The organism is Mycetocola sp. Y444, from assembly GCF_059445295.1.
Genome location: NZ_JCAIUB010000001.1, coordinates 1,006,098 through 1,031,188 on the forward strand (window position 1 = coordinate 1,006,098; position 25,091 = coordinate 1,031,188).

General features: G+C 63.8%; 22 protein-coding genes. 16 read left to right on the top strand and 6 right to left on the bottom strand.

Going from position 1 to position 25,091, the window contains the following annotated elements; translation table 11 throughout:
* The 6 genes from AC1C2M_RS04810 to uvrB all read left to right on the top strand — a co-directional run bounded on the left by AC1C2M_RS04810 (nucleotide 1) and on the right by uvrB (nucleotide 6,841).
* Nucleotides 1-663 (top strand): DUF4166 domain-containing protein, encoded by a 663-nt coding sequence (locus AC1C2M_RS04810; RefSeq protein ID WP_495435429.1) that lies wholly within the window; start codon nucleotides 1-3, stop codon nucleotides 661-663.
* Nucleotides 656-1,627 (top strand): epimerase, encoded by a 972-nt coding sequence (locus tag AC1C2M_RS04815; RefSeq protein ID WP_495435430.1) that lies wholly within the window; start codon nucleotides 656-658, stop codon nucleotides 1,625-1,627. Before AC1C2M_RS04810 ends, AC1C2M_RS04815 begins: the two co-directional genes overlap by 8 nt.
* A gap of 160 nt (nucleotides 1,628-1,787) precedes the next feature.
* On the top strand, nucleotides 1,788-3,233 hold the full coding sequence (gene rpsA / locus AC1C2M_RS04820) for a 30S ribosomal protein S1 (RefSeq protein ID WP_483404121.1): 1,446 nt from the start codon (nucleotides 1,788-1,790) through the stop codon (nucleotides 3,231-3,233).
* Between the two features lie 206 nt (nucleotides 3,234-3,439).
* Complete coding sequence (locus tag AC1C2M_RS04825; RefSeq protein WP_495435431.1) at nucleotides 3,440-4,099, top strand: TetR/AcrR family transcriptional regulator; 660 nt, start codon at nucleotides 3,440-3,442, stop codon at nucleotides 4,097-4,099.
* A 24-nt stretch (nucleotides 4,100-4,123) separates the two neighbouring features.
* Nucleotides 4,124-4,765 (top strand): dephospho-CoA kinase, encoded by a 642-nt coding sequence (coaE, locus tag AC1C2M_RS04830; protein WP_495435695.1) that lies wholly within the window; start codon nucleotides 4,124-4,126, stop codon nucleotides 4,763-4,765.
* Nucleotides 4,766-4,774: 9 nt separating this feature from the next.
* Nucleotides 4,775-6,841, top strand: a complete 2,067-nt coding sequence (gene uvrB, locus AC1C2M_RS04835; protein WP_495435432.1) for an excinuclease ABC subunit UvrB — start codon at nucleotides 4,775-4,777, stop codon at nucleotides 6,839-6,841.
* A gap of 48 nt (nucleotides 6,842-6,889) precedes the next feature.
* Here uvrB and AC1C2M_RS04840 read toward each other — a convergent pair whose 3' ends face one another.
* Nucleotides 6,890-7,558, bottom strand: a complete 669-nt coding sequence (locus tag AC1C2M_RS04840) for a protein-L-isoaspartate(D-aspartate) O-methyltransferase (protein WP_495435433.1) — start codon at nucleotides 7,556-7,558, stop codon at nucleotides 6,890-6,892.
* 58 nt (nucleotides 7,559-7,616) lie between these two features.
* Here AC1C2M_RS04840 and uvrA point away from each other — a divergent pair, with 58 nt between their 5' ends.
* The 10 genes from uvrA (at nucleotide 7,617) to AC1C2M_RS04890 (ending at nucleotide 18,958) form a co-directional block, all read left to right on the top strand.
* Nucleotides 7,617-10,508 (top strand): excinuclease ABC subunit UvrA, encoded by a 2,892-nt coding sequence (gene uvrA, locus AC1C2M_RS04845; RefSeq protein WP_483404117.1) that lies wholly within the window; start codon nucleotides 7,617-7,619, stop codon nucleotides 10,506-10,508.
* Nucleotides 10,509-12,422, top strand: coding sequence for an excinuclease ABC subunit UvrC (gene uvrC, locus AC1C2M_RS04850; protein ID WP_483404116.1), 1,914 nt, complete (start codon nucleotides 10,509-10,511; stop codon nucleotides 12,420-12,422).
* Nucleotides 12,423-12,476: 54 nt separating this feature from the next.
* Nucleotides 12,477-13,355 carry an RNase adapter RapZ gene (gene rapZ, locus AC1C2M_RS04855; protein WP_483404115.1) on the top strand — a complete coding sequence of 293 codons (879 nt, stop codon included), beginning with the start codon at nucleotides 12,477-12,479 and terminating at the stop codon, nucleotides 13,353-13,355.
* 65 nt (nucleotides 13,356-13,420) lie between these two features.
* A complete protein-coding gene (whiA, locus tag AC1C2M_RS04860; RefSeq protein ID WP_108390983.1) occupies nucleotides 13,421-14,401 on the top strand; it encodes a DNA-binding protein WhiA in 981 nt (326 codons plus the stop codon).
* Between the two features lie 115 nt (nucleotides 14,402-14,516).
* A complete protein-coding gene (locus AC1C2M_RS04865; RefSeq protein ID WP_108390982.1) occupies nucleotides 14,517-15,143 on the top strand; it encodes a superoxide dismutase in 627 nt (208 codons plus the stop codon).
* A gap of 109 nt (nucleotides 15,144-15,252) precedes the next feature.
* Nucleotides 15,253-16,257: a type I glyceraldehyde-3-phosphate dehydrogenase gene (gap, locus tag AC1C2M_RS04870; RefSeq protein WP_108390981.1), complete on the top strand. Its 1,005-nt coding sequence runs from the start codon at nucleotides 15,253-15,255 to the stop codon at nucleotides 16,255-16,257.
* A 15-nt stretch (nucleotides 16,258-16,272) separates the two neighbouring features.
* On the top strand, nucleotides 16,273-17,487 hold the full coding sequence (locus AC1C2M_RS04875) for a phosphoglycerate kinase (RefSeq protein ID WP_483404114.1): 1,215 nt from the start codon (nucleotides 16,273-16,275) through the stop codon (nucleotides 17,485-17,487).
* A complete protein-coding gene (tpiA, locus tag AC1C2M_RS04880; RefSeq protein ID WP_483404113.1) occupies nucleotides 17,478-18,266 on the top strand; it encodes a triose-phosphate isomerase in 789 nt (262 codons plus the stop codon). The genes AC1C2M_RS04875 and tpiA overlap by 10 nt, the downstream gene beginning before the upstream one ends.
* Before the next feature lie 69 nt (nucleotides 18,267-18,335).
* Nucleotides 18,336-18,587, top strand: a complete 252-nt coding sequence (gene secG / locus AC1C2M_RS04885) for a preprotein translocase subunit SecG (RefSeq protein WP_483404112.1) — start codon at nucleotides 18,336-18,338, stop codon at nucleotides 18,585-18,587.
* Nucleotides 18,588-18,595: 8 nt separating this feature from the next.
* Nucleotides 18,596-18,958, top strand: a complete 363-nt coding sequence (locus AC1C2M_RS04890; protein ID WP_121658565.1) for an RNA polymerase-binding protein RbpA — start codon at nucleotides 18,596-18,598, stop codon at nucleotides 18,956-18,958.
* Between the two features lie 68 nt (nucleotides 18,959-19,026).
* On the opposite strand, the gene pgl is transcribed toward AC1C2M_RS04890, so the two are convergent.
* The 5 genes from pgl to tal are packed head-to-tail and all read right to left on the bottom strand — an operon-like array spanning nucleotide 19,027 to nucleotide 25,077.
* Entirely contained in the window at nucleotides 19,027-19,797 is a 771-nt protein-coding gene (gene pgl, locus AC1C2M_RS04895) for a 6-phosphogluconolactonase (protein WP_483404111.1), read from the bottom strand.
* Complete coding sequence (locus AC1C2M_RS04900; RefSeq protein WP_483404110.1) at nucleotides 19,798-20,766, bottom strand: glucose-6-phosphate dehydrogenase assembly protein OpcA; 969 nt, start codon at nucleotides 20,764-20,766, stop codon at nucleotides 19,798-19,800.
* The gene (zwf, locus tag AC1C2M_RS04905) at nucleotides 20,763-22,307 is read right to left on the bottom strand and encodes a glucose-6-phosphate dehydrogenase (protein ID WP_483404109.1); all 1,545 of its coding nucleotides are present in this window, start codon (nucleotides 22,305-22,307) and stop codon (nucleotides 20,763-20,765) included. Before zwf ends, AC1C2M_RS04900 begins: the two co-directional genes overlap by 4 nt.
* Nucleotides 22,308-22,357: 50 nt before the next feature.
* Nucleotides 22,358-23,968, bottom strand: coding sequence for a phosphoglucose isomerase-related protein (locus AC1C2M_RS04910; protein ID WP_483404108.1), 1,611 nt, complete (start codon nucleotides 23,966-23,968; stop codon nucleotides 22,358-22,360).
* Entirely contained in the window at nucleotides 23,965-25,077 is a 1,113-nt protein-coding gene (gene tal / locus AC1C2M_RS04915; RefSeq protein WP_483404107.1) for a transaldolase, read from the bottom strand. Before tal ends, AC1C2M_RS04910 begins: the two co-directional genes overlap by 4 nt.
* Between the last annotated feature and the right edge of the window lie 14 nt (nucleotides 25,078-25,091).

A 25,091-nucleotide genomic window follows, 5' to 3' on the forward strand; every position in this document is an offset into this window, starting at 1 on the left:
GTGCCAGCGACGTCGGTCTATCAGGCGGCAATCGGTCCTGAGTTCTCAGCACTGCACCCGCGGCTGCACGCTTACTTCTCGGCGATCCCGGCGGGAAGCGTCGGGACGGGGTCCGGAGTCTTCGACGTGGTCGGTACGCCCAGGCGCTGGCTGTGGCCGGCGCTGTGGGTGCTCGGCCTGGCCGGGGTTCTGTTCCCGGTGTGGCGGCGCACCGTGCCGTTCACCGTGGAGAACCGGTCGCTCAACGAAGGCGCCGGCGCCCTCGCGGTGACCGCAACGCGCCGCTTTCATTTCCCCGGCGGCGACCGCGTCATGACCGACGTGATGCGAGCTCACCATGGCGAGCTGGTCGACAGCATCGGGTCGGGTGGGCTGATTACCGCACGGTTCGGCGCCCGGGTGGTCGACGGCGGGCTCGTCCTGCGTTCGACACACGTTGATATCCGACTCGGTCGCGCGTGCGTTCCGATCCCTGCCCGCGTCTCGCCCGTCGTGGTGTTGACCGAGCGATTCGATGACGACGCCGACGCACAGCGGGTCAGGGTCACGATCGATGTGCCGGGCCTCGGCAGGCTCTACGAATACGGCGGAAGCTTCAACTACACCGTCGCCGCCCCGGTGCCGGTGCATCCATCAGATCCGAAAGAACCTGATCATGAGTGAACGTGTCGTCATCGCCGGGGCATCCGGGTTCATCGGTCACTACCTTGCGTCCCGGTACCGGTCCCGCGGGGCAACGGTCAGCACCATCGGAAGGCGAACAGCGGATGCCGCGTGGGGCGACACCGCCGCTATCGTCCGGTTGCTTGACGGCGCGGACCTCCTCATCAACCTCGCGGGAAAAAGCGTCAACTGTCGGTACACCCCGGAGAACCGACGGGAGATTCTTCGATCACGCGTCGAGACAACACGTGAGCTGAACGAGGCGGTGCGTGCGTGCGACGCACCACCCGCCCTGTGGGTGAACTCATCGACGGCGACCATCTATCGCCACGCAGAAGACCGCCCGATGACCGAGTCAACGGGCGAGCTCGGCACCGGGTTCAGCGTCGGCATCGCTCGCGCCTGGGAGGACGAGTTTTTCGCGGGGGAGCTGCCGGCGACACGCAGGGTCGCCCTCCGGCTCGCCATCGTGCTCGGCCATGGAAGTGCGCTCACCCCGCTGCGCTGGCTGACGAGGTTCGGGCTCGGCGGGACCCAGCACGACGGGCGCTGGCCAGCGACACGCCAGCGAAGAGCAGCGGGCACTTTTCACGAGTTCGGCGCACGGGGAGGGCGGCAGAAGTTCAGCTGGATCCACATCGACGATGTCGACCGGATCATCCTTTTCCTCAGGGAACGGAGCGACCTCGATGGGATCATCAATGCCGCCTCGCCACGTCCCTCCGACAACCGTGGGCTCATGACCGCCTTGCGCCACGTCCTGGGCGTGCCGTTCGGATTGCCGACAACCCGGTGGATGCTCGAGCTCGGAACGGCGATTCTTCGCACCGAAACCGAGCTCGTGCTCAAGAGCCGCTGGGTCGTCCCCGAGCGGCTCACGGAGGCCGGCTACCGGTTCCACCACCCCGATCTCGAGCCGGCGCTCGCGAGCATCGTCCGCGCCGGGGCGACGCTGGCACCCTGACCGTTTGGCATTTGCTCTTCCCGCTTATTTCCGGGTAAACTGGCATGTCACATTTGTGACGATCTATCCGTTCGCTGTGCGCAACAACAGCCTCCCATAATCACCGATTATCGAAGGTCGCGCACGGCCCGAAATATGTCCTTACTGGAGCAACTACTACATGACAACCACAACGACCGCCAAGCAGGTCGCTATCAACGACATCGGATCGGCTGAAGACTTCCTGGCCGCGGTCGAAAAAACACTGAAGTTCTTCAACGACGGAGACCTCATCGAGGGCACCGTCGTCAAGATCGACCGCGACGAGGTTCTCCTCGATGTCGGCTACAAGACCGAGGGTGTCATTCCCTCTCGCGAGCTTTCGATCAAGCACGACGTAGACCCGAGCGAAGTAGTTCAGGTCGGCGACACGGTTGAAGCCCTCGTCCTCCAGAAGGAAGACAAAGAAGGCCGTCTCATCCTGTCCAAGAAGCGCGCTCAGTACGAGCGTGCGTGGGGCGACGTTGAGAAGATCAAGGAAACCGATGGCGTCGTGACCGGTTCGGTCATCGAGGTCGTCAAGGGTGGACTTATCGTCGACATCGGCCTCCGTGGCTTCCTGCCGGCCTCGCTCATCGAGCTCCGCCGCGTCCGCGACCTCACGCCGTACCTCGGCCAGGAGATCGAGGCCAAGATCCTCGAGCTCGACAAGAACCGCAACAACGTTGTGCTTTCGCGTCGCGCACTCCTCGAGCAGACCCAGTCCGAGAGCCGCACCACGTTCCTGAACAACCTCCAAAAGGGCCAGGTTCGCAAGGGTGTCGTTTCGTCGATCGTCAACTTCGGTGCGTTCGTCGACCTCGGCGGCGTCGACGGTCTCGTCCACGTCTCCGAACTCAGCTGGAAGCACATTGAGCACGCCAGCGAGGTCGTCGAAGTCGGCCAGGAAGTCACCGTCGAGATTCTCGAGGTCGACCTCGACCGCGAGCGCGTCTCCCTGTCGCTCAAGGCGACGCAGGAAGACCCGTGGCAGGTCTTTGCCCGCACCCACGCCATTGGCCAGGTTGCACCGGGTAAGGTCACCAAGCTCGTCCCGTTCGGTGCGTTCGTTCGCGTTGCCGATGGCATCGAGGGTCTCGTTCACATCTCCGAGCTCAGCGGCAAGCACGTTGAGCTCGCCGAGCAGGTTGTTTCGGTCGGCGACGAGGTCTTCGTCAAGGTCATCGACATCGACCTCGAGCGTCGCCGCATCTCGCTGAGCCTCAAGCAGGCCAACGAGGGTGTCGACCCCGAGGGAACCGAGTTCGATCCGGCTCTCTACGGAATGCTCACCGAGTACGACGACCAGGGCAACTACAAGTACCCAGAGGGCTTCGACTCCGAGACCAACGAGTGGAAAGAGGGCTTCGAGTCCCAGCGCGAGAAGTGGGAGCAGGACTACGCTGCAGCCCAGGCTCGCTGGGAAGCCCACAAGAAGCAGGTTGTCGCATCTGCAGCTGTCGAAGAGGCAGCAGCAGCAGCTCCCGCCGCCGGATCCTCGTTCTCGAGCGAGACCGCTGGTGCGGGAACGCTTGCTGACGACGAGTCGCTCGCCGCTCTTCGCGAGAAGCTCTCGAGCAACTCCTAAGCAGCAGCGACTGCTCACGCAGTACTGACACAACTGGCCGGCCCTTCTGGGCCGGCCAGTTTTGCGTATCCCGTCCAACACGCCGTTGGCTCGGGGCTCAGCCTTCAGCATCCGTGCGGAATCGGCTGATAGTGTTGCGGCGCAGCCGAGCGCTGCGGCCAGCCTGGGCTGCGCCCCGAGAACCCATCACTATTCGAAGGTGCCACGTGGATATTGATCCTCTGAAGCAGTACCTCGAAACGGATACATCCGCCGAGAAGTCACTGCGCAACAACCCCCAACAGGAACGAAGCAGGCAGAGCCTCCAGTCGATTCTCCGGGTCTGCGGTGAGATTATCGACGAGTCAGGGCACGCTGGTGTGACCACCGCCGAGGTGGCGAAGCGCGCTGAAATGGCAATCGGAACCGTGTACAGGTTTTTCCCCGACCGCATCGCGCTGATGATCGGTGTTTACCAGTACATGCAGGACCAGTTCGTGTCGCTGTGCATCGAGCGTCTCCTGGACGAGCAGCCCGAGACCTGGCAGGACGCACTCGGCATCATGATGGACACTTCCGTCGTCGCGCGGCGCACGATACCCGGTTTCAAGGCAACGCAGTACCGCATCCTCGGGGACGATGAGAGCCAGGAGCAGTACTCCCGCAGCCAGCGTGCCTACGTGAGTGCGGTCGTCAAACTGCTCTCTCAGTTCGATTTCCCCGACGATGACCGCTGGATCGGCCACGTGAGTGTGGCCGTCGAACTTTCCCGCGCGCTCCAGCGTCTGGCGTTCGACCAGTCTCCGGACGGCGACCCCTGGCTGCTTCAGGAAGCACGCGCCGTTCCGATCGCCTATCTCGAGGGTCACCTGGTCCCCGCCGTTTAGGTGACCAGCCCTCGCTCGAACCGCGTGTATCTCATCGGCCTTACCGGCGGCATCGGCTCCGGCAAATCAACGATCGCCCGGCGTCTCGCTGAGCTGGGGGCCGTCCACATCGACGCTGACCAGCTCGCGCGCGAGGCCGTCGAACCGGGCACGCCTGCCCTCGAGGCGATCACGGCATCCTTCGGTGATCGGGTACTGACCGATGATGGCCGGCTCGACCGTGCGGCGCTCGGCGCGATAGTTTTCTCCGATGCTGCCGCGCTCCGAACCCTGAACGGCATCGTCCACCCGGCGGTCCGGCGTCTGACGAAAGACCGCATCTCGCAAGCGGCGAACGAGAACCCCGACGCCGTCGTGGTCTACGACGTTCCACTCCTGGTCGAGGCGAACCTGCCGCGCTCCTACGACCTCATCGTGGTTGCCCAGGCCAGTGCTGACACCAGGATCGAACGGCTCGTCTCGCTCAGGGGGATGTCTCCGGAAGAAGCGGAGCGGCGGATAGCGGCTCAGGCCAGTGACGAGGAGAGGCTTGCTCTCGCCGACGTCGTTATCGACACCGACAAGACGCTCGCCGACACCCTCGAGCAGGTCGACGGCCTGTGGGCTTCGCTCTCGGCAAAATCGGGGGACCGCCGCGGGACCTCCGATGTCAGTGACGGTGCCTAGACTCGAAGTATGGCAAAAACGCGCGCTGTTCACCCGTTCGAAGTCGTCAGTGAGTACACTCCATCGGGCGACCAGCCCAAAGCGATAGCCGAACTGAGCGCACGGATCAACGCGGGCGAGACCGATGTCGTCCTCCTCGGCGCGACAGGAACCGGTAAGTCAGCGACCACGGCGTGGCTCGTCGAGGCAGTGCAGCGGCCAACGCTCGTTCTCGCGCACAACAAGACCCTGGCCGCGCAGCTCGCCAATGAGTTCCGTGAGCTGATGCCGAACAACGCTGTCGAGTACTTCGTCTCGTACTACGACTACTACCAGCCTGAGGCCTACGTTCCCCAGACCGATACGTTCATCGAGAAAGACTCCTCGGTCAACGCGGAGGTGGAGCGGCTGAGGCACTCGACGACGAACTCCCTGCTCAGCAGGCGCGACGTCATCGTCGTGTCCACCGTGTCGTGCATCTACGGCCTCGGAACACCCGAGCAGTATCTCGACGCCATGATGGCGCTGCAGGTCGGCATGCGAGTGGACCGAGACTGGCTCATTCGCAAGTTCATCTCGATGCAGTACAACCGCAATGACGTCGATTTCTCGCGGGGCAACTTCCGCGTCCGTGGCGACACCATCGAGATCATCCCCGTGTACGAGGAGCTGGCGATCCGGATTGAGATGTTCGGAGACGAGGTCGAGGGTCTCTACTCCCTCCACCCGCTCACCGGCGACGTCGTCAGGAAGCTCGACAACGTCTCCATCTTCCCCGGCTCCCACTACGTGGCGAGTACCGACGTGATGCAGCGTGCCATCGTCAGCATTCAGGAAGAACTGGAGCAGCGCCTCGCAGAGCTCGAGCGCCAGGGCAAACTCCTCGAGGCCCAGCGACTGCGTATGCGCACCAACTTCGACCTCGAAATGATGCAGCAGATCGGGTTCTGCTCCGGGATCGAGAACTACTCGAGGCACATGGAGGGGCGTGCGCCCGGTGAAGCCCCGCACTGCCTGATCGATTACTTCCCCGACGACTTCCTCGTCGTGATCGACGAGTCACACGTGACGGTGCCGCAGATCGGTGCGATGTACGAGGGTGACTCGTCCCGCAAGCGCACGCTGGTTGAGCACGGATTCCGGCTGCCAAGCGCCCTCGACAACCGCCCGCTGAAATGGAACGAGTTCAAGGATCGGGTCGGGCAGACCGTTTACCTCTCGGCCACCCCCGGTCGATACGAAATGGGCATCGCTGACGGAATCGTCGAGCAGATCATCCGCCCGACCGGTCTCGTCGATCCCCAGATCATCGTCAAACCGTCACACGGACAGATCGACGACCTGCTCGAAGAGATCAGGATTCGCGCCGCTCGCGACGAACGCGTACTCGTCACAACACTGACGAAAAAGATGGCAGAAGAACTCACCGACTTCCTGACCGAAGCGGGAGTTAGGGTCCGTTACCTGCACTCCGACGTCGACACCCTGCGCCGGGTGGAGCTGTTGAGTGAGTTGCGCGCGGGGATCTACGACGTCCTCGTCGGTATCAACCTGCTCCGAGAAGGACTTGACCTGCCAGAGGTATCACTCGTTGCCATCCTCGACGCAGACAAAGAAGGATTCCTGCGGTCGTCGACCTCCCTCATCCAGACCATTGGCCGTGCGGCGCGAAACGTCTCCGGTGAGGTTCACATGTACGCGGATGTCCTCACCGACTCGATGAAACGCGCGATCGAGGAGACGACGAGGCGCCGGGAGACGCAGGTCGCGTACAACCTCGAACACGGCATCGACCCGACACCGCTTCGCAAACGAATCGCCGACATCACCGAGGTGCTCGCGAGGGAAGGCGCAGACACGGCGCAGATGCTTGCCGGTCGCGACTCGAAGAAGAAAAAGAGCCCGACGCCCAACCTCAGGCGCGAAGGGATCGCGGCCGAGGGAGCCGATCAGCTCGAGGCGATCATCGCGGATCTCAACGACCAGATGCTCACGGCAGCGGCGGAACTCAAGTTCGAGCTTGCCGCGCGGCTCCGTGATGAGCTCTCCGATCTCAAACGCGACCTCCGCCAGATGGAGAAGGCCGGCCACCTCTAGCGCCGCATTCCGCGTCGGCAGCAGCTCTGAGACCACGCGGGGGAGCGGTCACGCCTCTTTCGTGGGATGTTCTGGGACGCCGTATTCGCCGATGAGGGGCACAAAGGTGACCGCGCAGAGGTGCTCCAGCTGCAGCCCGCCGTCCGACCCCCGCGTGGCCCGGGCAAGCACCTGGCCGAATCGCGGCTCGCCGATGGGCATAATGATCCGTCCGCCATCGGCGAGCTGGTCTGCCCACGGTGAGGGAATCGCCGGTGCGGCGGCCGCGGCAACTATCGCGTCGTACGGAGCGCCTGGTGGATACCCGTGCGTGCCATCGCCGACGACGACCGTGACGTTGTCATACCCCAGCCGACGGAGGACTTCGGTTGCAGAATCCGCGAGTTCCGGGTGGCGCTCGATCGACACGACACTGTGCACCAGTTCGGCGGCTACAGCAGCGGCGTACCCCGATCCGGTCCCGACGTCGAGCACCGTGTCGTTCTCACCGAGCTCCGCCGCCTCGAGGGTGAGTGCGACGATATATGGCTGGGAGATCGTCTGCCCGGCATCGATCGGCAGTGGGTGATCGTCGTAGGCACTGGCTTGCGACCACGCCCGCACGAACGCTTCGCGCGGTACCCGGCGCATCGCATCGAGCACCCGTGCATCGCGAATGCCGCGAGCCTGAAGTTGCTCGGCGACCATTCGTTCGCGGCGCCGGCGAAAGTCGTCCATTGTCTCATTGTGCCCCCGTGCCCAGCTTCATGTCAGTGGGTCATCGTAGACTCGAGGGGTGTCGATATCGAAGGTAAATTCAACGTCAAAACTCAGCGTGCGAGGCGCACGCGTCCATAACCTGCGCAACGTGGATCTTGACATCCCGCGCGATTCTCTCGTGGTATTCACCGGCCTCTCCGGGTCGGGCAAGTCGTCGCTCGCATTCGACACGATCTTCGCCGAAGGCCAGCGCAGATACGTCGAGTCGCTCTCGGCGTACGCGCGTCAGTTCCTCGGCCAGGTGGACCGACCCGACGTCGATTTCATCGAGGGCCTCAGCCCCGCCGTGTCGATCGACCAGAAGTCGACGAACCGCAACCCGCGCTCCACAGTCGGCACGATCACCGAGGTGTACGACTACATGCGCCTCCTGTGGGCCCGAGTGGGAGTTCCGCACTGCCCCCAGTGTGGTGAGCCGATCCAGCGGCAGACCGTGCAGCAGATCGCCGACCAGCTCATGGAGCTCGAGACGGGCACGCGCTACATGGTGATGAGCCCGGTTGTTTCGCAGAAGAAGGGCGAGTTCGTCGACCTCTTCAAAGAACTGGCTGCGAGCGGCTACGCCCGCGCCGTCGTCGACGGCGAGCAGGTCCAGCTCTCGGAGCCACCGACACTCAAGAAGTCGTACAAGCACGACATCTCGGTCGTCGTCGACCGTCTCGTCGCCGGCCCCGACGCTCTCAGCAGACTGACCGACTCGCTCGAGACCGCGCTGCGTCTCACCGACGGGCTCGTGGAGATCAAACTGGTCGACGAGGAGGGCCCGGATTCGGTTCGCTCGTACAGCGAGAAGCTGTCGTGCCCGAACAACCACCCGATCCAGCTCACCGAGATCGAGCCGCGCACGTTCAGCTTCAACGCTCCATTCGGAGCGTGCCCGGAGTGCTCAGGCCTCGGCACTCGGATGTCGGTGGACGCCGACCTTCTCATCGGCGACCCGAGCCTCAGCATCGACGAGGGCGTCATCATTCCGTGGACCACACAGGGCAAGGGGCTCTACCAGTACTACGAGAAGCTGCTTGACGGACTTTCCCGCGACCTTGATTTCTCCCTGCGGACCCCGTGGGCTGATCTTCCGAAGAAAGTCCAGGAGGCGGTCCTCCGCGGCGAAAACTTCAAGGTCAAGGTCAAGTGGAAGAACCGCTACGGGCGCGAGGTCAGTTACACCTCGGGCTTCGAAGGGGTGATGCCGTACATCGAGCGCCAGTACGCTCAGGCCGAGACCGATGTCCAACGCGCCAGGTGGGGCGAGTATCTCCGGGAGATTCCCTGCCCCGTGTGCAACGGCCAGCGCCTCAAGCCCGAAGTCCTCTCCGTCCTGATCCACGGCACCAACATCGCTGAGGTCGCCGAGCTCAGCCTCACCGACGCCCGTGCCTTCATGGACCAGATGGAATTGACCGCCCGCGAGTCCACCATCGCGGCCCAGGTGCTGCGCGAGATCAAACTGCGGCTGGACTTCCTGATCCAGGTCGGCCTCAACTACCTCAACCTCTCACGAACCGCCGGGTCACTCTCCGGCGGCGAGGCACAGCGCATCCGGCTCGCCACACAGATCGGATCCGGCCTCACCGGCGTGCTGTACGTGCTCGACGAACCGAGCATCGGTCTCCACCAGCGTGACAACCGCCGGCTGATCGAGACGCTCGTCACCCTCCGCGACCTCGGAAACACGCTCATCGTCGTTGAACACGACGAAGACACGATCCGCACGGCCGACTGGGTCGTTGACATCGGACCAGGTGCCGGCGTCAACGGCGGTCGCGTCGTCCACTCAGGCTCGTACGAAGACCTGCTCGCGAACCCCGAATCGCTGACCGGTGATTACCTCGCCGGACGCCGCGAGATCCCGATTCCCGAGACCAGGCGCCCGGTCGACCCCGAGCGTCTCATCTCGGTCGTCGGTGCCGAGGCCAACAACCTCCGCAAGGTCAACGTCGATTTCCCCCTTGGCACCTTCACGGCGGTCACGGGCGTGAGCGGCTCCGGCAAGTCCTCCCTCGTCAACGACATCCTGTACCGGGTTCTCGCGAACAAACTCAACGGCGCACGCAAGGTACCCGGAAAGCACACTCGCGTGACCGGGCTCGAGCAGCTCGACAAGGTGATCCACGTCGACCAGGCGCCGATTGGCCGCACACCGCGGTCCAACCCGGCGACCTACACCGGTGTGTTCGACCGCATCCGCACGCTGTTCTCCGAAACCACCGAGGCAAAGGCGCGCGGATACCTCCCGGGTCGCTTCAGCTTCAACGTCAAGGGCGGGCGCTGCGAGGCGTGCTCCGGCGACGGAACCATCAAGATCGAGATGAACTTCCTGCCCGATGTTTACGTGGCCTGCGAGGTCTGCGGGGGAGCGCGGTACAACCGCGAAACCCTGTCTGTGCACTACAAGGGCAAGAACATCGCCGAGGTCCTCGACATGCCGATCGCGGAGGCCGCTGAGTTCTTCGAGGCGATCACCTCGATCCACCGGTTCCTCAAGACGCTCGTTGAGGTCGGACTCGGCTATGTCCGGCTCGGCCAGAGTGCAACCACCCTGTCTGGTGGTGAAGCGCAGCGTGTGAAGCTGGCGACCGAGCTGCAGAAGCGCACAAACGGCAGGAGCATCTACGTCCTCGACGAGCCGACGACAGGCTTGCACTTCGAAGACGTGCGGAAGCTCCTCCTCGTCCTCAACAGCCTCGTCGACAAGGGCAACACGGTCATCGTCATCGAGCACAACCTCGACGTGATCAAGTCTGCTGACTGGATCATCGACATTGGCCCCGAGGGTGGCGCGGGTGGCGGACGCGTGCTCGCGACGGGCACCCCCGAGAAGATCGCGAAAGTCAAGAAGAGCCACACGGGGTTCTACCTCAACGAAGTGCTCGAGGCCGAACAGGTTCAGGCGCGTAAGGCGGGATAGGTGGCACCACCACTGAGCTATCGCCCCAAGCCGGGCGAAATTCCGACGAGCCCCGGGGTGTATCGATTTCGAGACGAGACATCCCGGGTGCTCTACGTCGGCAAGGCGAAGAACCTCCGGGCGCGGCTGAGCAACTATTTCGCTCCGCTGCACACGCTGCACGAGCGAACCCGCCGCATGGTCACGACCGCATCGAGCGTGGAGTGGACCGTCGTCGGGAGCGACATCGAGGCGCTCCAGCTCGAGTACACGTGGATCAAGGAGTTCGATCCACCGTTCAACGTCAAGTTCCGCGACGACAAGACCTACCCGTACATGGCGATCACCCTCGCCGACGAAGCTCCGCGTGTGCTCGTCACCCGCAACCCGCGGATCAAGGGCGCCAGGTATTTCGGCCCGTACCCGAAGATCTGGGCGGTTCACGACACGATCGATCTGATGATCAAGGCGTTCCCGATCCGGACCTGCTCCGACTCCAGTTACAAACGGGCCATGCAATCGGGCAAGCCCTGCTTCCCTGGGCAGATCGGACGCTGCGGTGGCCCGTGCTCCGGCAAGGTGACGATCGAAGAGCACCGGGCGATGGTCGATGACTTCGTGAGCTTTATGGCCGGTCACGATCGTCGCTTCGTGACGGATGCCACGCGCAAGATGAAAGACGCCGCTGCCCGGCAGGACTACGAGAGCGCTGCCAGGTATCGGGATCGCCTTCAGGCGCTCGAGGCGGTACTCGAGAAAAGCGCCGTCGTTCTCAAGGACTCAGTCGACGCCGACCTCTTCGGCGTCGTCCACGACGAACTCTCTGCGGCGGTCCAGCAGTTCATCGTCCGTGGCGGCCGGATCCGGGGTGTCCGGTCGTGGACCGTTGACAAGGAACTCGACCTGTCGACCGGAGAGCTCGTCGACAGCATCCTGCAACGCGCATACGACGGATCCGCCACTGACGTGCCCAGGGAGGTTCTGGTCCCCGAGCTCCCCGAAGACGCTGACGAACTCGAAACCTGGCTCGCCGGCATCCGCGGTAAAGGCCGGGTGCGGCTCAAGACCGCCCAGCGCGGAGAGAAGGCCGCGCTCATGCAGACGGCGAATCTCAACGCGAAGAACGCGCTGCAGCTTTACAAGATGCGAAGGACCGCTGATTTCGTCGCCCGCTCCCAGGCGCTGACCGACATCCAGGAAGCGATCGGGATGGAACAGGCACCCCTCCGGATCGAGTGCTTTGACGTCTCGCATCTCTCCGGCACCAACATCGTGGCGTCGATGGTGGTCTTCGAGGACGGCCTGGCGCGAAAAGACCAGTACCGCCGGTTCAGTATCGCGTCGTCCACCGACGATACCGACTCGATCTACCAGGTACTGAGCCGACGGCTGGCGTACCTCACGACCCCTGAGACCGTTGAGCCGGAGCCTGACCCGACGGCACCCGGCATCGTCGCAGACGACGTGAAACGAAAGAAGTTCGCGTACCCGCCGCAACTGCTCATCGTGGACGGTGGCCAGCCCCAGGTGCAGGCCGCACAACGCGCCCTGCAGGAGTCAGGGCGGACAGACATCCAGCTTGTGGGCATGGCGAAACGGCTCGAGGAGATCTGGCTCCCAGATAATGACTATCCCGTGATCCTGCCGCGCAACTCCGAGGCACTCTTCCTCCTGCAGCGGGTGAGGGACGAAGCGCACAGGTTCGCCATCACGTACCAGCGCACCAAACGCAAGCGCGACATCACCAGTGTGCTCACCGAGATCCCCGGTCTGGGACCCGCTCGCGTCAAGGCGCTTCTCGTTCACTTCGGATCGGTTGCGGCGATGCGCGAGGCAACCCCGGAGGCGATAGCCGCGGTGAAGGGGGTTGGACCCGCGCTCGCGCAGACCATCGCCGATACCCTCCAGGACCGCCAGCGCGCCAACAGTCGGTAGGCTTGAAGTCCAGCCAGAGGGCAACGTCCCATCGGGCCAATCGGAGAGTGAACAGTGCCAGACGAAGCGATTCCGAACCAGGAAGTCCTGATTGTGACGGGGATGTCCGGAGCCGGGCGATCAACGGTCGCCAACGCCCTCGAGGATCTCGACTGGTACGTGGTCGACAACCTTCCCCCGCAGATGCTGCGCCCCCTCGTCGACCTTGCCGGCCGTGCGGAGGGCGCGCTCCCACGGATCGCCGCTGTCGTCGACGTCCGCGGGCGTGATTTCTTCACCGACCTGCAGCAGATGATCCAGTCGCTCCGCGACGGAACGAAACTCAGAGTGATCTTCCTCGACGCGACGGATTCAGCACTCGTGCGGCGCTTTGACGCCGTTCGCAGGCCGCATCCGCTCCAGGGCGGCGGTACGATCCTCGACGGCATCGCGACCGAACGGGCACGGCTCGCCACGATCCGCGAGTCGAGCGACATTGTGATCGACACGTCCGATCTCAATGTGCACCAGCTCGCGAACAGCGTTGCCGAGCTCTTCGCCGCCGAGGGGACCCCAGGCGTGAAGCTCACGATCATGAGTTTCGGCTTCAAATACGGCGCACCGTTCGATGCGGACATGATCGCTGACGCGCGGTTCCTGCCCAACCCGTTTTGGGTTCCCGAGTTGCGGGCGCATACTGGACTCGACCCTGAGGTTCGCGAGTACGTTCTCGGCCAGCCGGGCGCATCGGAGTTCACCGACGCGTATGCACAGGCCCTCGCGCCTGTTCTGAACGGCTACCAGCACGAGAGCAAACGATTTGCGACCTTCGCCATCGGCTGCACCGGCGGCAAACATCGCTCGGTCGCGATCGCGAACGCACTCGCTGACAAGTTGAAGGAACTCCCAGGAGTCGCCGTCAACGTCAAGCACCGCGACCTCGGCAAAGAATAAGCCACAGCGTCGCCGGCCACGGCCAGACGCACACACGACGAACACTGATGAGAAAAGGATCCCGCTTGGCACTGACTGCTGAGGTCAAAGAAGAATTGGCCAACATCGTTGAAGAGAAGACAACGGTACGCGCCGCTGAGTTGACATCCACCCTGCGCTTCAGCGGTGGGCTTCACCTGATCTCCAGCCGCATCGCCATTGAGAGCGAGCTCGATACTCCGCACCTCGCCAGGCGGGTGCGCAAGGCTCTTGCCGAGCTCTACGGCGTACGGAGCGAAGTGGTCTCGGTGAGCCCATCGACATCACGGCGTGGAGAGTATTACCTCGTGCGGGTCGTTGACGGCGGCGAGACACTGGCCAGGCAGACCGGCCTCCTCGACGCACGACGCCGCCCCATTCGTGGCCTTCCCAACCGGCTTACGACAGGATCACGAGCCGAACTGGCTGCCGTCTGGCGGGGCGCTTTCCTCGCCGCAGGATCGCTGACTGACCCGGGCCGCTCCGCCGCACTCGAAATCACCTGCCCCGGCAACGAGAGCGCGATGGCTCTCGTCGGTGCCGCCGGCCGCCTCGGCGTCCAGGCGAAAGCGCGCGAGGTCCGCGGTGTTCATCGCGTCGTCATTCGCGACGGTGAGGCGATCAGCGCAATGCTCGTACTCATGGGCGCTCACGGCACCGTCAAGGCGTGGGAAGAGCTCCGCCAGCGGCGCGAGGTTAGGGCAACCGCCAACCGCCTCGTCAACTTCGACGACGCCAACCTTCGCCGCTCAGCCCAGGCGGCTGTCGCGGCGTGCGCGAGGGTCGAACGCGCGATGGAAATCCTTGCCGACGACATCCCGGAGCACCTCAGGTACGCGGGAGAGCTGCGCCTCAGCCACCGTGAGGCAAGCCTCGACGAACTCGGACATTACGCCGACCCGCCGATGACCAAGGATGCGATCGCCGGACGGATCAGACGCCTTCTCGCCATGGCAGACAAACGCGCAACCGACCTGGGGCTCCCAGGCACCGACGCCAACCTGCCGCCTGACTACGACGAGGTGTAACCGCAAGCCCGTAGCGCCGGGAACCGACCTGACTAGACTGAAAGAGGTCGCCAGGACGATGTCCAGGCGCGTTCGCGACACACAAGTTGGCGACACACAAAGAGGAGAAAAATAAATGGCTGAATACACCCTCCCGGAACTCCCATACGACTACTCGGCCCTCGAGCCGAGCATCTCGGGCGCCATCATGGAGCTCCACCACTCGAAGCACCACCAGACCTACGTCACCGGCGCAAACACCGCCATCGCGCAGCTTGCAGAAGCGCGCGACTCCGACAACCTTGCCTACGTCAACAAGCTCGAAAAGGACCTCGCCTTCAACCTCGGCGGGCACGTCAACCACTCGATTTTCTGGACGAACATGTCCCCGAACGGTGGAGACAAGCCCACCGGCGAACTCGCCGCGGCGATCGACGAGTTCTTCGGGTCGTTTGACAAGTTCCGTGCCCACTTCACGGCCACGGCGCTCGGTGTACAGGGCTCCGGCTGGTCTGTTCTCGCGTGGGACTCCATCGGTCAGCGACTCATCATCCAGCAGTTCTTCGACCAGCAGTCGAACTTCGCCGCTGGCACTGTTCCGCTCCTGATGCTCGACGTCTGGGAGCACGCCTACTACCTCGACTACAAGAACGTACGCGCCGACTACGTGAAGGCATTCTGGAACATCACCAACTGGGAGAACGTCCAGAGCCGTTTCGTCGCCGCCCGCGAGCAGACCAAGGGCCTGCTGCTACTCTCATAGTCCTGACTTTTCGCCTGCCGCGGCTCACGCCCAGCATCGGGTCAGTTCACTTTCGTTCCATCAGCACAACCGAAGACGCGCTCCGGCGCTCTAGAAACAGGAGACATTCGTGTCCGTAAAGATCGGTATCAACGGGTTCGGCCGCATCGGCCGCAACTACTTCCGCGCAGCACTTGCCAAGGGCAGCGACCTTGAGATCGTTGCCGTCAACGACCTCACCGACAACAAGACGCTCGCCCACCTGCTGAAGTACGACTCCATCACGGGTCGCCTCGACGCAACGGTCGAGTTTGACGAAGAGAAGATCGTCGTCAACGGCAAGGCCATCAAGGTCTTCTCGGAGCGCGACCCGGCGAACCTCCCGTGGGGCGAACTCGGAGTCGACATCGTCATCGAGTCGACCGGGTTCTTCACGAACGCTGCCGACGCTAAGAAGCACATCGACGCTGGTGCCAAGAAGGTTCTCATCTCCGCTCCGGCCAAGGGTGAAGACGCAACGTTCGTCATGGGTGTCAACGAGGGCCTCTACGAGCCCGAGAACCACCACATCATCTCGAACGCATCGTGCACCACGAACTGCCTCGCGCCGCTCGCCAAGGTGTTCAACGACGAGTTCGGCATCGAGCGCGGTCTCATGACCACGGTCCACGCGTACACCGCTGACCAGAACCTCCAGGACGGCCCGCACAGCGACCTCCGTCGCGCACGCGCAGCAGCGGTCAACATCGTCCCGACCTCGACCGGTGCGGCAAAGGCCATCGGCCTCGTTCTGCCCGAGCTCAAGGGCAAGCTCGACGGCTTCGCACTTCGCGTGCCGGTGCCGACCGGCTCGATCACCGACCTCACTATCGAGTCGTCGCGCCCGGTCACGGTCGATGAGGTGAAGGCAGCCTACAAGGCAGCCGCAGAAGGTCCCCTCAAGGGCATCCTGCTGTACACCGAGGACGAGATCGTCTCGAGCGACATCGTCACCGACCCGCACTCCTGCATCTTCGACGCGGGACTCGTTCGCGTCATGGGCAACCAGGTCAAGATCGTCGGCTGGTACGACAACGAGTGGGGTTACTCCAACCGCCTCGTCGACCTCACCGAGTACGTCGCCGATCGTCTCTAGGACACAGGGCTAGCCGTGCCGCTTCGCACCCTCGAATCGCTGGGCTCGCTCGCAGGCAAGCGCGTCGTCGTTCGGTGTGACCTCAACGTTCCTCTCAAGGACGGGGTCATCACCGACGACGGGCGCGTGCGTGCGTCTGTTCCCACGCTGAAAACGCTCATCGACCAGGGAGCACGCGTCGTCGTTGTGTCTCACCTGGGCCGTCCAGACGGCGCCCCTGAGGCTAAATACAGCCTCGCCCCCGTTGCCAAGCGGCTGTCGGAACTCCTCGGAACCGACGTCGCCTTCGCGACCGACACCGTCGGGCAGTCAGCGACGGATGCCGTCAGCAAGCTTTCCGACGGACAGGTTGTAGTTCTCGAGAACCTCAGGTTCAACCCGGGGGAGACCAGCAAGGTCGAAGCCGAACGAACCGAGTTCGCCGAGAAGATCGCTCAGTTCGGGGACGCGTTCGTCTCAGACGGATTCGGCGTTGTGCACCGCAAGCAGGCGAGTGTGTACGAGCTGGCGAAGCTGCTCCCGAGCGCTGCAGGCGAGCTCATCAGCGCGGAACTCACAGTTCTGGACCGGTTGACTGAGTCACCCGAGCGTCCATACACGGTGGTGCTCGGCGGTTCGAAGGTGTCAGACAAGCTCGGCGTCATCGGGCATCTGCTTCCCCGCGTGAACACGCTCCTCATCGGTGGGGGAATGCTCTTTACGTTCCTCGCCGCACAGGGACACAAGGTGGGCGCGAGCCTCCTTGAAGCCGACCAGATCGACACGGTGAAGAACTACCTGACCGAGGCAGAGAAACTCGGTGTGGAGATCATTCTTCCCACCGACGTCGTCGTTGCCAGCAAGTTCGGCGCCGATGCAGAACACGTGATCCAGCCAGCGGACGCCATCGAAGACACGGCTTTCGGTGCGACAGGCCTCGGCCTGGACATCGGACCGGAGACCGCAGAGCGCTTCGCCGGCGTCATCCGCTCGTCCAAAACTGTGTTCTGGAACGGTCCGATGGGGGTCTTCGAACTCGCGCCATTCGCCGCTGGCACGAAGACCGTCGCGCAGGCACTCACCGAAACCGACGGCCTGAGCGTCGTTGGTGGCGGGGACTCAGCCGCCGCGGTTCGCGCGCTCGGCTTCGAGGACTCGCAGTTCGGACACATATCAACCGGAGGCGGTGCAAGCCTCGAGTTCCTCGAAGGCAAACGCCTTCCAGGACTGGAGGTATTGGGATGGCAGTAAACCGCGTTCCGCTCATTGCGGGCAACTGGAAAATGAACCTGGATCACCTGCAGGCAATCGCGTTTGTACAGAAGCTGGCGTGGAGCCTCGCTGATGCCAAGCACGACCCGGCGAGTGTCGAGGTTGCGGTGTTCCCGCCGTTCACCGACCTGCGCAGCGTCCAGACCCTCGTCTCGGCCGACAAACTGCCCATCGCTTTCGGTGGCCAGGATGTGTCCGAGCACGATTCCGGAGCGTACACGGGCGAAATCTCCGGTGCGTTCCTTAAAGCCCTTGAGTGCAGCTACGTCCTCATCGGGCATTCCGAGCGTCGGACGCTGCACGCTGAGAGCGACGAACAGGTCGCCGCGAAGGTTGCTGCAGCGATCAAGCACAACGTGGTTCCGATCATTTGCGTCGGCGAGACGGCTGACGACCTCGAGAAGCACGGTCCGAGTGCTGTTCCCGTTGCTCAGCTGAAGGCGGCGCTCTCCGGGCTTTCGGCGACGGCTGACATCGTCGTTGCCTATGAGCCCGTCTGGGCCATCGGCTCAGGCAAGGCCGCCACTCCCGAACAGGCCGAGCAGGTTGCCGCTGCGCTGCGCGCTGCACTTCGCGAGACTCTGGGCGACGACGTCGCGGCGAAGACGCGCATTCTGTACGGCGGGAGCGTGAAGGCGGCAAACATCGCCGGCTTCATGCGTGAACCGAACGTCGACGGTGCCCTCGTCGGTGGCGCGAGCCTCGATCTCAACGAGTTCTCGAGCATCGTGCGCTACCAGAAGCACGTGGGCGTTTAGCGCGTCAGGCCTCAGGCTATAATTGGGGGCGGTCCATGGAACATGGGCCGCCCATGTGAAAGGTCCTTTGTGGAGATACTTCAGGTCGTACTGCAGGTGGTGCTCGGTGTTACGAGCCTCCTGCTCACTTTCCTCATCCTCTTGCATAAGGGTCGCGGTGGTGGATTGTCCGACATGTTCGGTGGCGGTATGGGCTCGAACCTCGGATCCTCCGGGGTTGCCGAGCGAAATCTCAACCGGTTCACCGTCGTACTCGGTCTTGTTTGGTTTAGTTCAATAGTTGCGCTTGGTCTCATCACCAAGTTCTCGACTGGTGCGTAGGAGGACATATGGCTGCCGGAGGTAGCGCAATCAGGGGATCACGCGTTGGCGCTGGCCCCATGGGCGAACAGGATCACGGATTCCACGCGGACCGTGTTGCTGTTTCGTACTGGGATGCACTGGGAAACGAGACTGTGCGGTACTTTTCCGCCAGCCTGCCCGACGAAGAGATCCCGGAAACGATCGACAGCCCGTCGTCCGGTCTTCCCGCGGGCCGCGACCAGGCGAACCCGCCCGAGGTCGCCAAGCTTGAGCCGTACAAGACTCACCTCGCGTACGTGAAGGAACGCCGCACGGAGGAAGAAGCCGAGGCTCTTCTCGACGAGGCGCTTCAGGCTCTGCGTGCGCGCCGCGGTACGGCATCCGCTTAGGCTCCAACGTAACGTTACACACAAGAAAGCCCCTGTCCGAGGACAGGGGCTTTTCTTATGGCGCTGGTCTAGTAGGTCGGCGCGATGAGGTTCTCGGGGACCTCGGATGCCGCGGCCTGGTCAACGAAGAACATGGTGCGCTTGCGGCCCTTGATGCCGGCGATGGGGACCTCGGTGTAGGACGCTCCGGCAAGCGCAAGCCCGAGAACCGCAGCTTTGTCAGCGCCGGAGATCTCGACCCAGATCCGCTGTGACGAATTGATCGCGTGCCGGGTGAGGCTCAGCCTCTCCGCTGGCGGCTTGGGGGAGTTCCGCACAGCAACAACTGTCGCTTCGCGCTCGAGCACTTCCTGGCGGTCGGGAAACAGGGACGCCGTGTGGCCGTCGGGCCCGACGCCAAGAAAGGTGATGTCGAAACGGGGGAGAGTGGCGTCACCGTTCGAGTACTCGGCAAGAGTTCCGGCGTATGCCACTGCCGCCTCGTCGAGGGTCATTCCCGAATCGGACGCCGGGTAGCTGTGCACATTTTCGGCGGGGATGTCGATGTGATCGAGCAGGGCGCGCCTGGCCTTGCCGTCGTTTCGTTCGGCGTCATCGGCCGGGACCCACCGCTCGTCGCCCCACCAGAAGTGGACGCGCGACCAGTCGACGCTGTCCCGCGCTGGCGATGAGTTGATGCTCTCGAGAACCTTCATCGCGACGCGTCCACCCTCGAGGACGATGTTCACGAACTCGAGCTCATCGAGGAGGTCAACGGTCTTGGTGAGGAATCGTGCCGCTATCGATGCGGCGAGTGCATCGCTGTCTGCTGAGACAAGCACTCGTCGTTCATTCGTCATTCAGTTCGTACCTTCCGATGCCAGGGCTTCACTCTCAAGCTGAGAGAGACCCTTGGTGATCACTTCACCGTACAACGAATCCGGATCCAGTCTGCGCAGTTCCTCTGCGAGGCAGTCCCGCATGCTGCGCCGGGGCAGCGTGAGATCATGAACCGGCTGGTTCGGCTGGGTGAGTTTCGCGACGTTGTCGAGCGGCCGCTCCAGCACGATGTCACCGCTCGCCCTTGTCATCCGCACACCGTGGATACCGGTGTCGCCGGACCCTCGCGGGGTGAGCTCCTGGAGGACGGGAACCTGCAACTGCATCCCGAGCCAGGCCGCGAGCAGGACTGTGGACGGCGAGTCGGCGGCGCCGGACACCGTCACGGCCGTGACGGGTTCGTACGGCGGCTGGTCGAGCACCGCAGCGAGCTGGGCGCGCCAGAGGGTCAGGCGGGTCCAGGCGAAGTCCGTGTCGCCCGGCGTGTGCGTCCTGGCCAGTTCGACCAGAGCCGCGTGCGGATCTTCGTGCTCGGAGGCATCCGTGATCCTGCGCTGTGCGATCCGCCCGATCGCAGTGTGCGCGACGTCGGCGGGGGCTTCGATGGGCCACCAGGCGACGACAGGGGTGTCGGGGAGGAGCAGCCCGTTGATGAGGCTGTCTTCGTTGCCCGCAGCGTCGCCATAGGCGCGGAGGATGATCACTTCGCTCGCGCCGGCGTCACCGCCGACACGGATTTCGGCGTCGATGCGCGCTGGCTTCGCGCCGCCCTCGTTGTCTGCCGGGATCCGGGAGAGCACGAGCACCCGCATCGGGTGCTCCCGCGACGCGTCGTTTGCGGCCTCGATGGCCTCTTCTTCCTCGCCAAGCTGCGAGACGATCACGAGGGTGAGCACACGTCCGAGCGAGACGACGCCGCCGTCCTCACGCAACTGGACGAGCTTCTTTGACACCTTGCTGGTTGTGGTGTCGGGCAGATCGACGATCATGGGCGTCTCCAAACTCGGCCGTCTCTGGCAAGTAACTCATCGGCGGAAGCCGGGCCCCACGACCCCGGCTGGTATTGCTCGAGCGGACCGCCCTGGCTTGCCCAGTACTCCTCGATCGGGTCGAGGATCTTCCAGGAGAGTTCGACTTCCTGGTGCCGGGGGAACAGGGGAGGGTCGCCCAGGAGGACGTCGAGGATAAGACGTTCGTAGGCCTCAGGGCTCGCTTCGGTGAAGGCGTGGCCGTAGCCGAAGTCCATCGTCACGTCCCGGACCTGCGTGCCCGCCCCAGGAACCTTCGACCCGAACCGGATGGTCACTCCTTCGTCGGGCTGGACCCGGATGACCAGGGCGTTCTGGCCGAGTTCAGAGGTCTGGCTCTCGGCAAACAGGAACTGCGGTGCCCGCTTGAATACGACAGCGATCTCCGTCACTCGACGGCCGAGTCGCTTGCCGGTGCGAAGGTAGAACGGAACGCCGTCCCACCGCCTCGTATTGATATCGAGGCGCATGGCCGCGTAGGTCTCCGTCGTCGACTCGGGGTTCATCCCTTCCTCTTCGAGGAAACCGCTGACCACCTCACCGCCCTGCCAGCCGCCGGCGTACTGCCCGCGGGCGGTCGCCTTGCTGAGGTCGTCAGGCAAGCTCACCGCGGCGAGCACCTTTTCTTTCTCAGCACGGAGGTCAGCAGCATCGAACGACAGCGGCTCCTCCATCGCGGTGAGCGCGAGGAGCTGCAGGATGTGATTCTGGATGACGTCGCGGGCAGCGCCGATTCCGTCGTAGTAACCCGCGCGGCCGCCAACGCCGATGTCCTCGGCCATGCTGATCTGCACATGGTCGACGTAATTCGAGTTCCAGATCGGTTCGAACATCTGGTTCGCGAACCGAAGGGCAAGAATGTTCTGGACCGTTTCCTTACCGAGGTAGTGGTCAATCCTGAACACCGAGTCGGGTGGGAACACCGACTCCACGACAGCGTTGAGCTCACGAGCGGTCTCGAGGTTCGAGCCGAAGGGCTTCTCGATGACCACACGGCGCCACTCGCCGGCTTTCGCCTCCGCCATCCCCGAACGCCTCAACTGCTCGGTCACCTCGGGGAACGCCTTCGGTGGAATCGAGAGATAGAACGCGTGGTTGCCCATGGTCCCTCGCTCGACGTCGAGGAGCGCGATGGTCTCCTTGAGCTTCTCGAACGCGGCGTCGTCCCCGAACTCGCCAGGAACGAACCGGATGCCCTGGGCGAGCTGCTGCCAGACTTCCTCCCGGTACTCCGTACGTGCGTGGGCCTTCACGGCCTCGTGCACCACCTGCATGAAGTCCTGGTCTGCCCAGTCTCGCCTCGCGAAGCCGACGAGAGCGAACCCGGGAGGAAGAAGACCGCGATTCGCCAGGTCGTAGACGGCCGGCATCAACTTCTTGCGTGACAGGTCGCCCGTCACACCAAAAATGATCAGCCCGCTGGGTCCTGCGATGCGGTTCAGGCGTCGATCCGAGTCCAACCGCAGAGGGTTGAACGTCGGGGTGATATCCACGGGGGACATACAGCTCCTAGATGCGGCCGTACTGGCCGGTAAATCCGGTTCGGGGGAACCTAGTTGACAGCTTCGAACAGCGAGACGATGTTCGATTCCGGGTCGGTGAAGTTGAGCACGAGCACAGGGCGACCGTGATCGGCCAGAACCGTCGCGTCACCCTGAGCCTGGGCCTGAATGAGCTGGCCGAAGGTGAATGGACGGTCGGGGATGGCGAGGTCGACAGGCGCATTCTCCGTGATCTGGAGGAACACACCGACAGCCGGGCCGCCCTTGTGGAACTGGCCCGTCGAGTGCAGGAACCGAGGTCCCCAGCCGAAGGTGACCGGTCGGCCCGCGCGGGCCGCGAGCAGCTGACGCACGCCGGCAAGCTGGGGGAGTGCGAGCCTGTCGACGTACGCCTGGACTGCGAGGTAACCATCGGCGCCGAGTGTCGCAAGCAGCGCATCGAGTGCGCCGCGCACGGTCGAGACGCCGGCGAGCAGGTTTGCGTCGCCGCGCACCTCGATGCCGTTCTCCACGAACAGCGGGGGTGCCTGCTCGGGACGGGCATCGAGAAGGCCGCGCGTGGCGATCTTCGCCGACTCGACGTCGGGCTGGTCGAACGGGTTGATCCCAAGGATTCGGCCGGCGACCGCTGTGGCGAACTCCCACACGAGAATCTGAGCGCCAAGCGTGCCGCTCACCAGGATTTCACCCTCGTGACGATCCTTGGCAAACAGGTGCGGGGCATCCGCGTCATCAACGAGTCGAACGACCTGAACATCGGCCGGGGTATCTGTGACCTCGGGCGCGAGAGTGTCGACCACAACAGGAAGGATGCCGGTGCCCTGCTTTCCCGTCGACTCAGCGATGAGCTGTTCAGCCCAGTCTGGGAGGCCGACGATGTGGGTTCCGTCGGAGACGATGGCGAGCTTGTCTTTCAACGGCGAGGTCCCCGCCATTGCAGCCGCGAGGATGAGCCCGGGGTTGCGCGCGTCGTCCACCGCGAGCTCAACGGCGATGGCGTCGGCTTCGTCGAGCAGCTCTCCGACGTTGACACCGGCAAGTCCTGACGGAACAAGCCCGAACGCGGTGAGCGCGGAATACCGGCCGCCGACGTTGGGGTCGGCGTTGAACACCCGGTAACCGGCTTCGCGCGCCGACGCGTCGAGCGGGGAGCCCGGGTCGGTCACGACGATGATGCGGCCACGGGGGTCGATGCCAGCCTCGGTGAACGCTGCCTCGTAGGCGCGGCGCTGACTGTCGGTTTCGACCGTCGATCCTGACTTGGACGACACTACGATGGCGGTGCTGGCGAGGCGGTCGTTCAGTGCCGCGAGCACCTGCCCCGGCGCCGTCGAGTCGAGCACGGTCAGGTCGCCACCGAGTGTCTGCGTGATCACTTCTGGCGCGAGCGAGGAACCGCCCATGCCCGCGAGCACAATGTGGTCGACGCCCTGAGCGTTAAGTTCATCGCGCAGCGCCTCGATCTCGGCAACCAGCGGTCGTGACACGCTGGTCGCCTCGGTCCAGCCGAGCCGTTTCGACGACTCTTCCTCTGCGTCTGGTCCCCACAGCGCAGGGTCCTGCGCTGTGATGCTTGACGCGACCAGGTCGGAGACCAGCGTCGGGACGACGGCGGCGACGGCGTCAGCCGCCGCGCCGCTCACCGCGATCTTGAAGCTCATTTTGCGGCCTCGAGCGCTGCAGTGACCGTGTCGAGGAGTTCGTTCCAGGACACGATGAACTTCTCAACGCCCTCCTTCTCAAGGAGGAGCGTCACGTCGTCGTAGGAGATGCCCTGAGCCGCGATGGCGTCGAGCACCTCGTTTGCAGCGGCGTAGGAACCCGTGATGCTGTCGCCCTCGATGACACCGTGGTCGAACGTGGCCTCGAGCGTCTTCTCCGGCATCGTGTTGACTACCTGGGGCGCGACGAGCTGCGTGACGTACAGGGTGTCCGGCAGGCTCGGGTCCTTCACACCGGTCGACGCCCAGAGCGGACGCTGCATGTTCGCACCGGCATCCAGGAGCATCTCCGCGCGTTCGGTCGCGAACGACTGAACAAAGACTTCGTACGCGAGCTGTGCGTTTGCGACTCCGGCCTTGCTCTTGAGCGCGAGGGCCTCATCGGTTCCGATGGCGCTGAGGCGCTTGTCGATTTCGGTGTCGACGCGCGACACGAAGAAGGATGCCACCGAGTGGATGGTCGACAGGTCGATTCCCGCTGCCTTGGCCTTCTCGAGGCCGGTGAGGTAGGCGTTGATGACAGCACGGTAGCGGTCGAGGCTGAAGATCAGTGTCACGTTGACGCTGATCCCGGCCGCGATCGTCTCGGTGATCGCCTCGAGTCCCTCGACGGTCGCGGGGATCTTGATCATCGCGTTCGGCCTGTCCACCTTGGCCCAGAGTGCTTTCGCCTCCTCGATGGTGCCCTGTGCATCGTGGGCGAGGCCGGGCTCGACCTCGATCGACACTCGGCCGTCGAAGCCCTGCGTCGCGTCGTAGACGGGCCGGAAGATGTCAGCGGCGCGCGCGACATCGTCGGTGGTGATCTCGAAGACAGCCGCCGTCACGTCCTTGCCCTGTGCGGCGAGTTCCTTGACCTGCGCTGCATACACCTCACCGTTGCTGAGCGCACCGGCGAAGATTGTCGGGTTCGTGGTTACTCCGACGACGTTCTTGGTGTCGATGAGTTCCTGCAGGTTGCCGGTTTCGATGCGTCCACGGGAGAGGTCGTCGAGCCAGATGCTGACGCCGGCCTCGGAAAGCTGAGCTGTTGGTGTTGAGTTCGTCATGTTGTTCTCCTTCT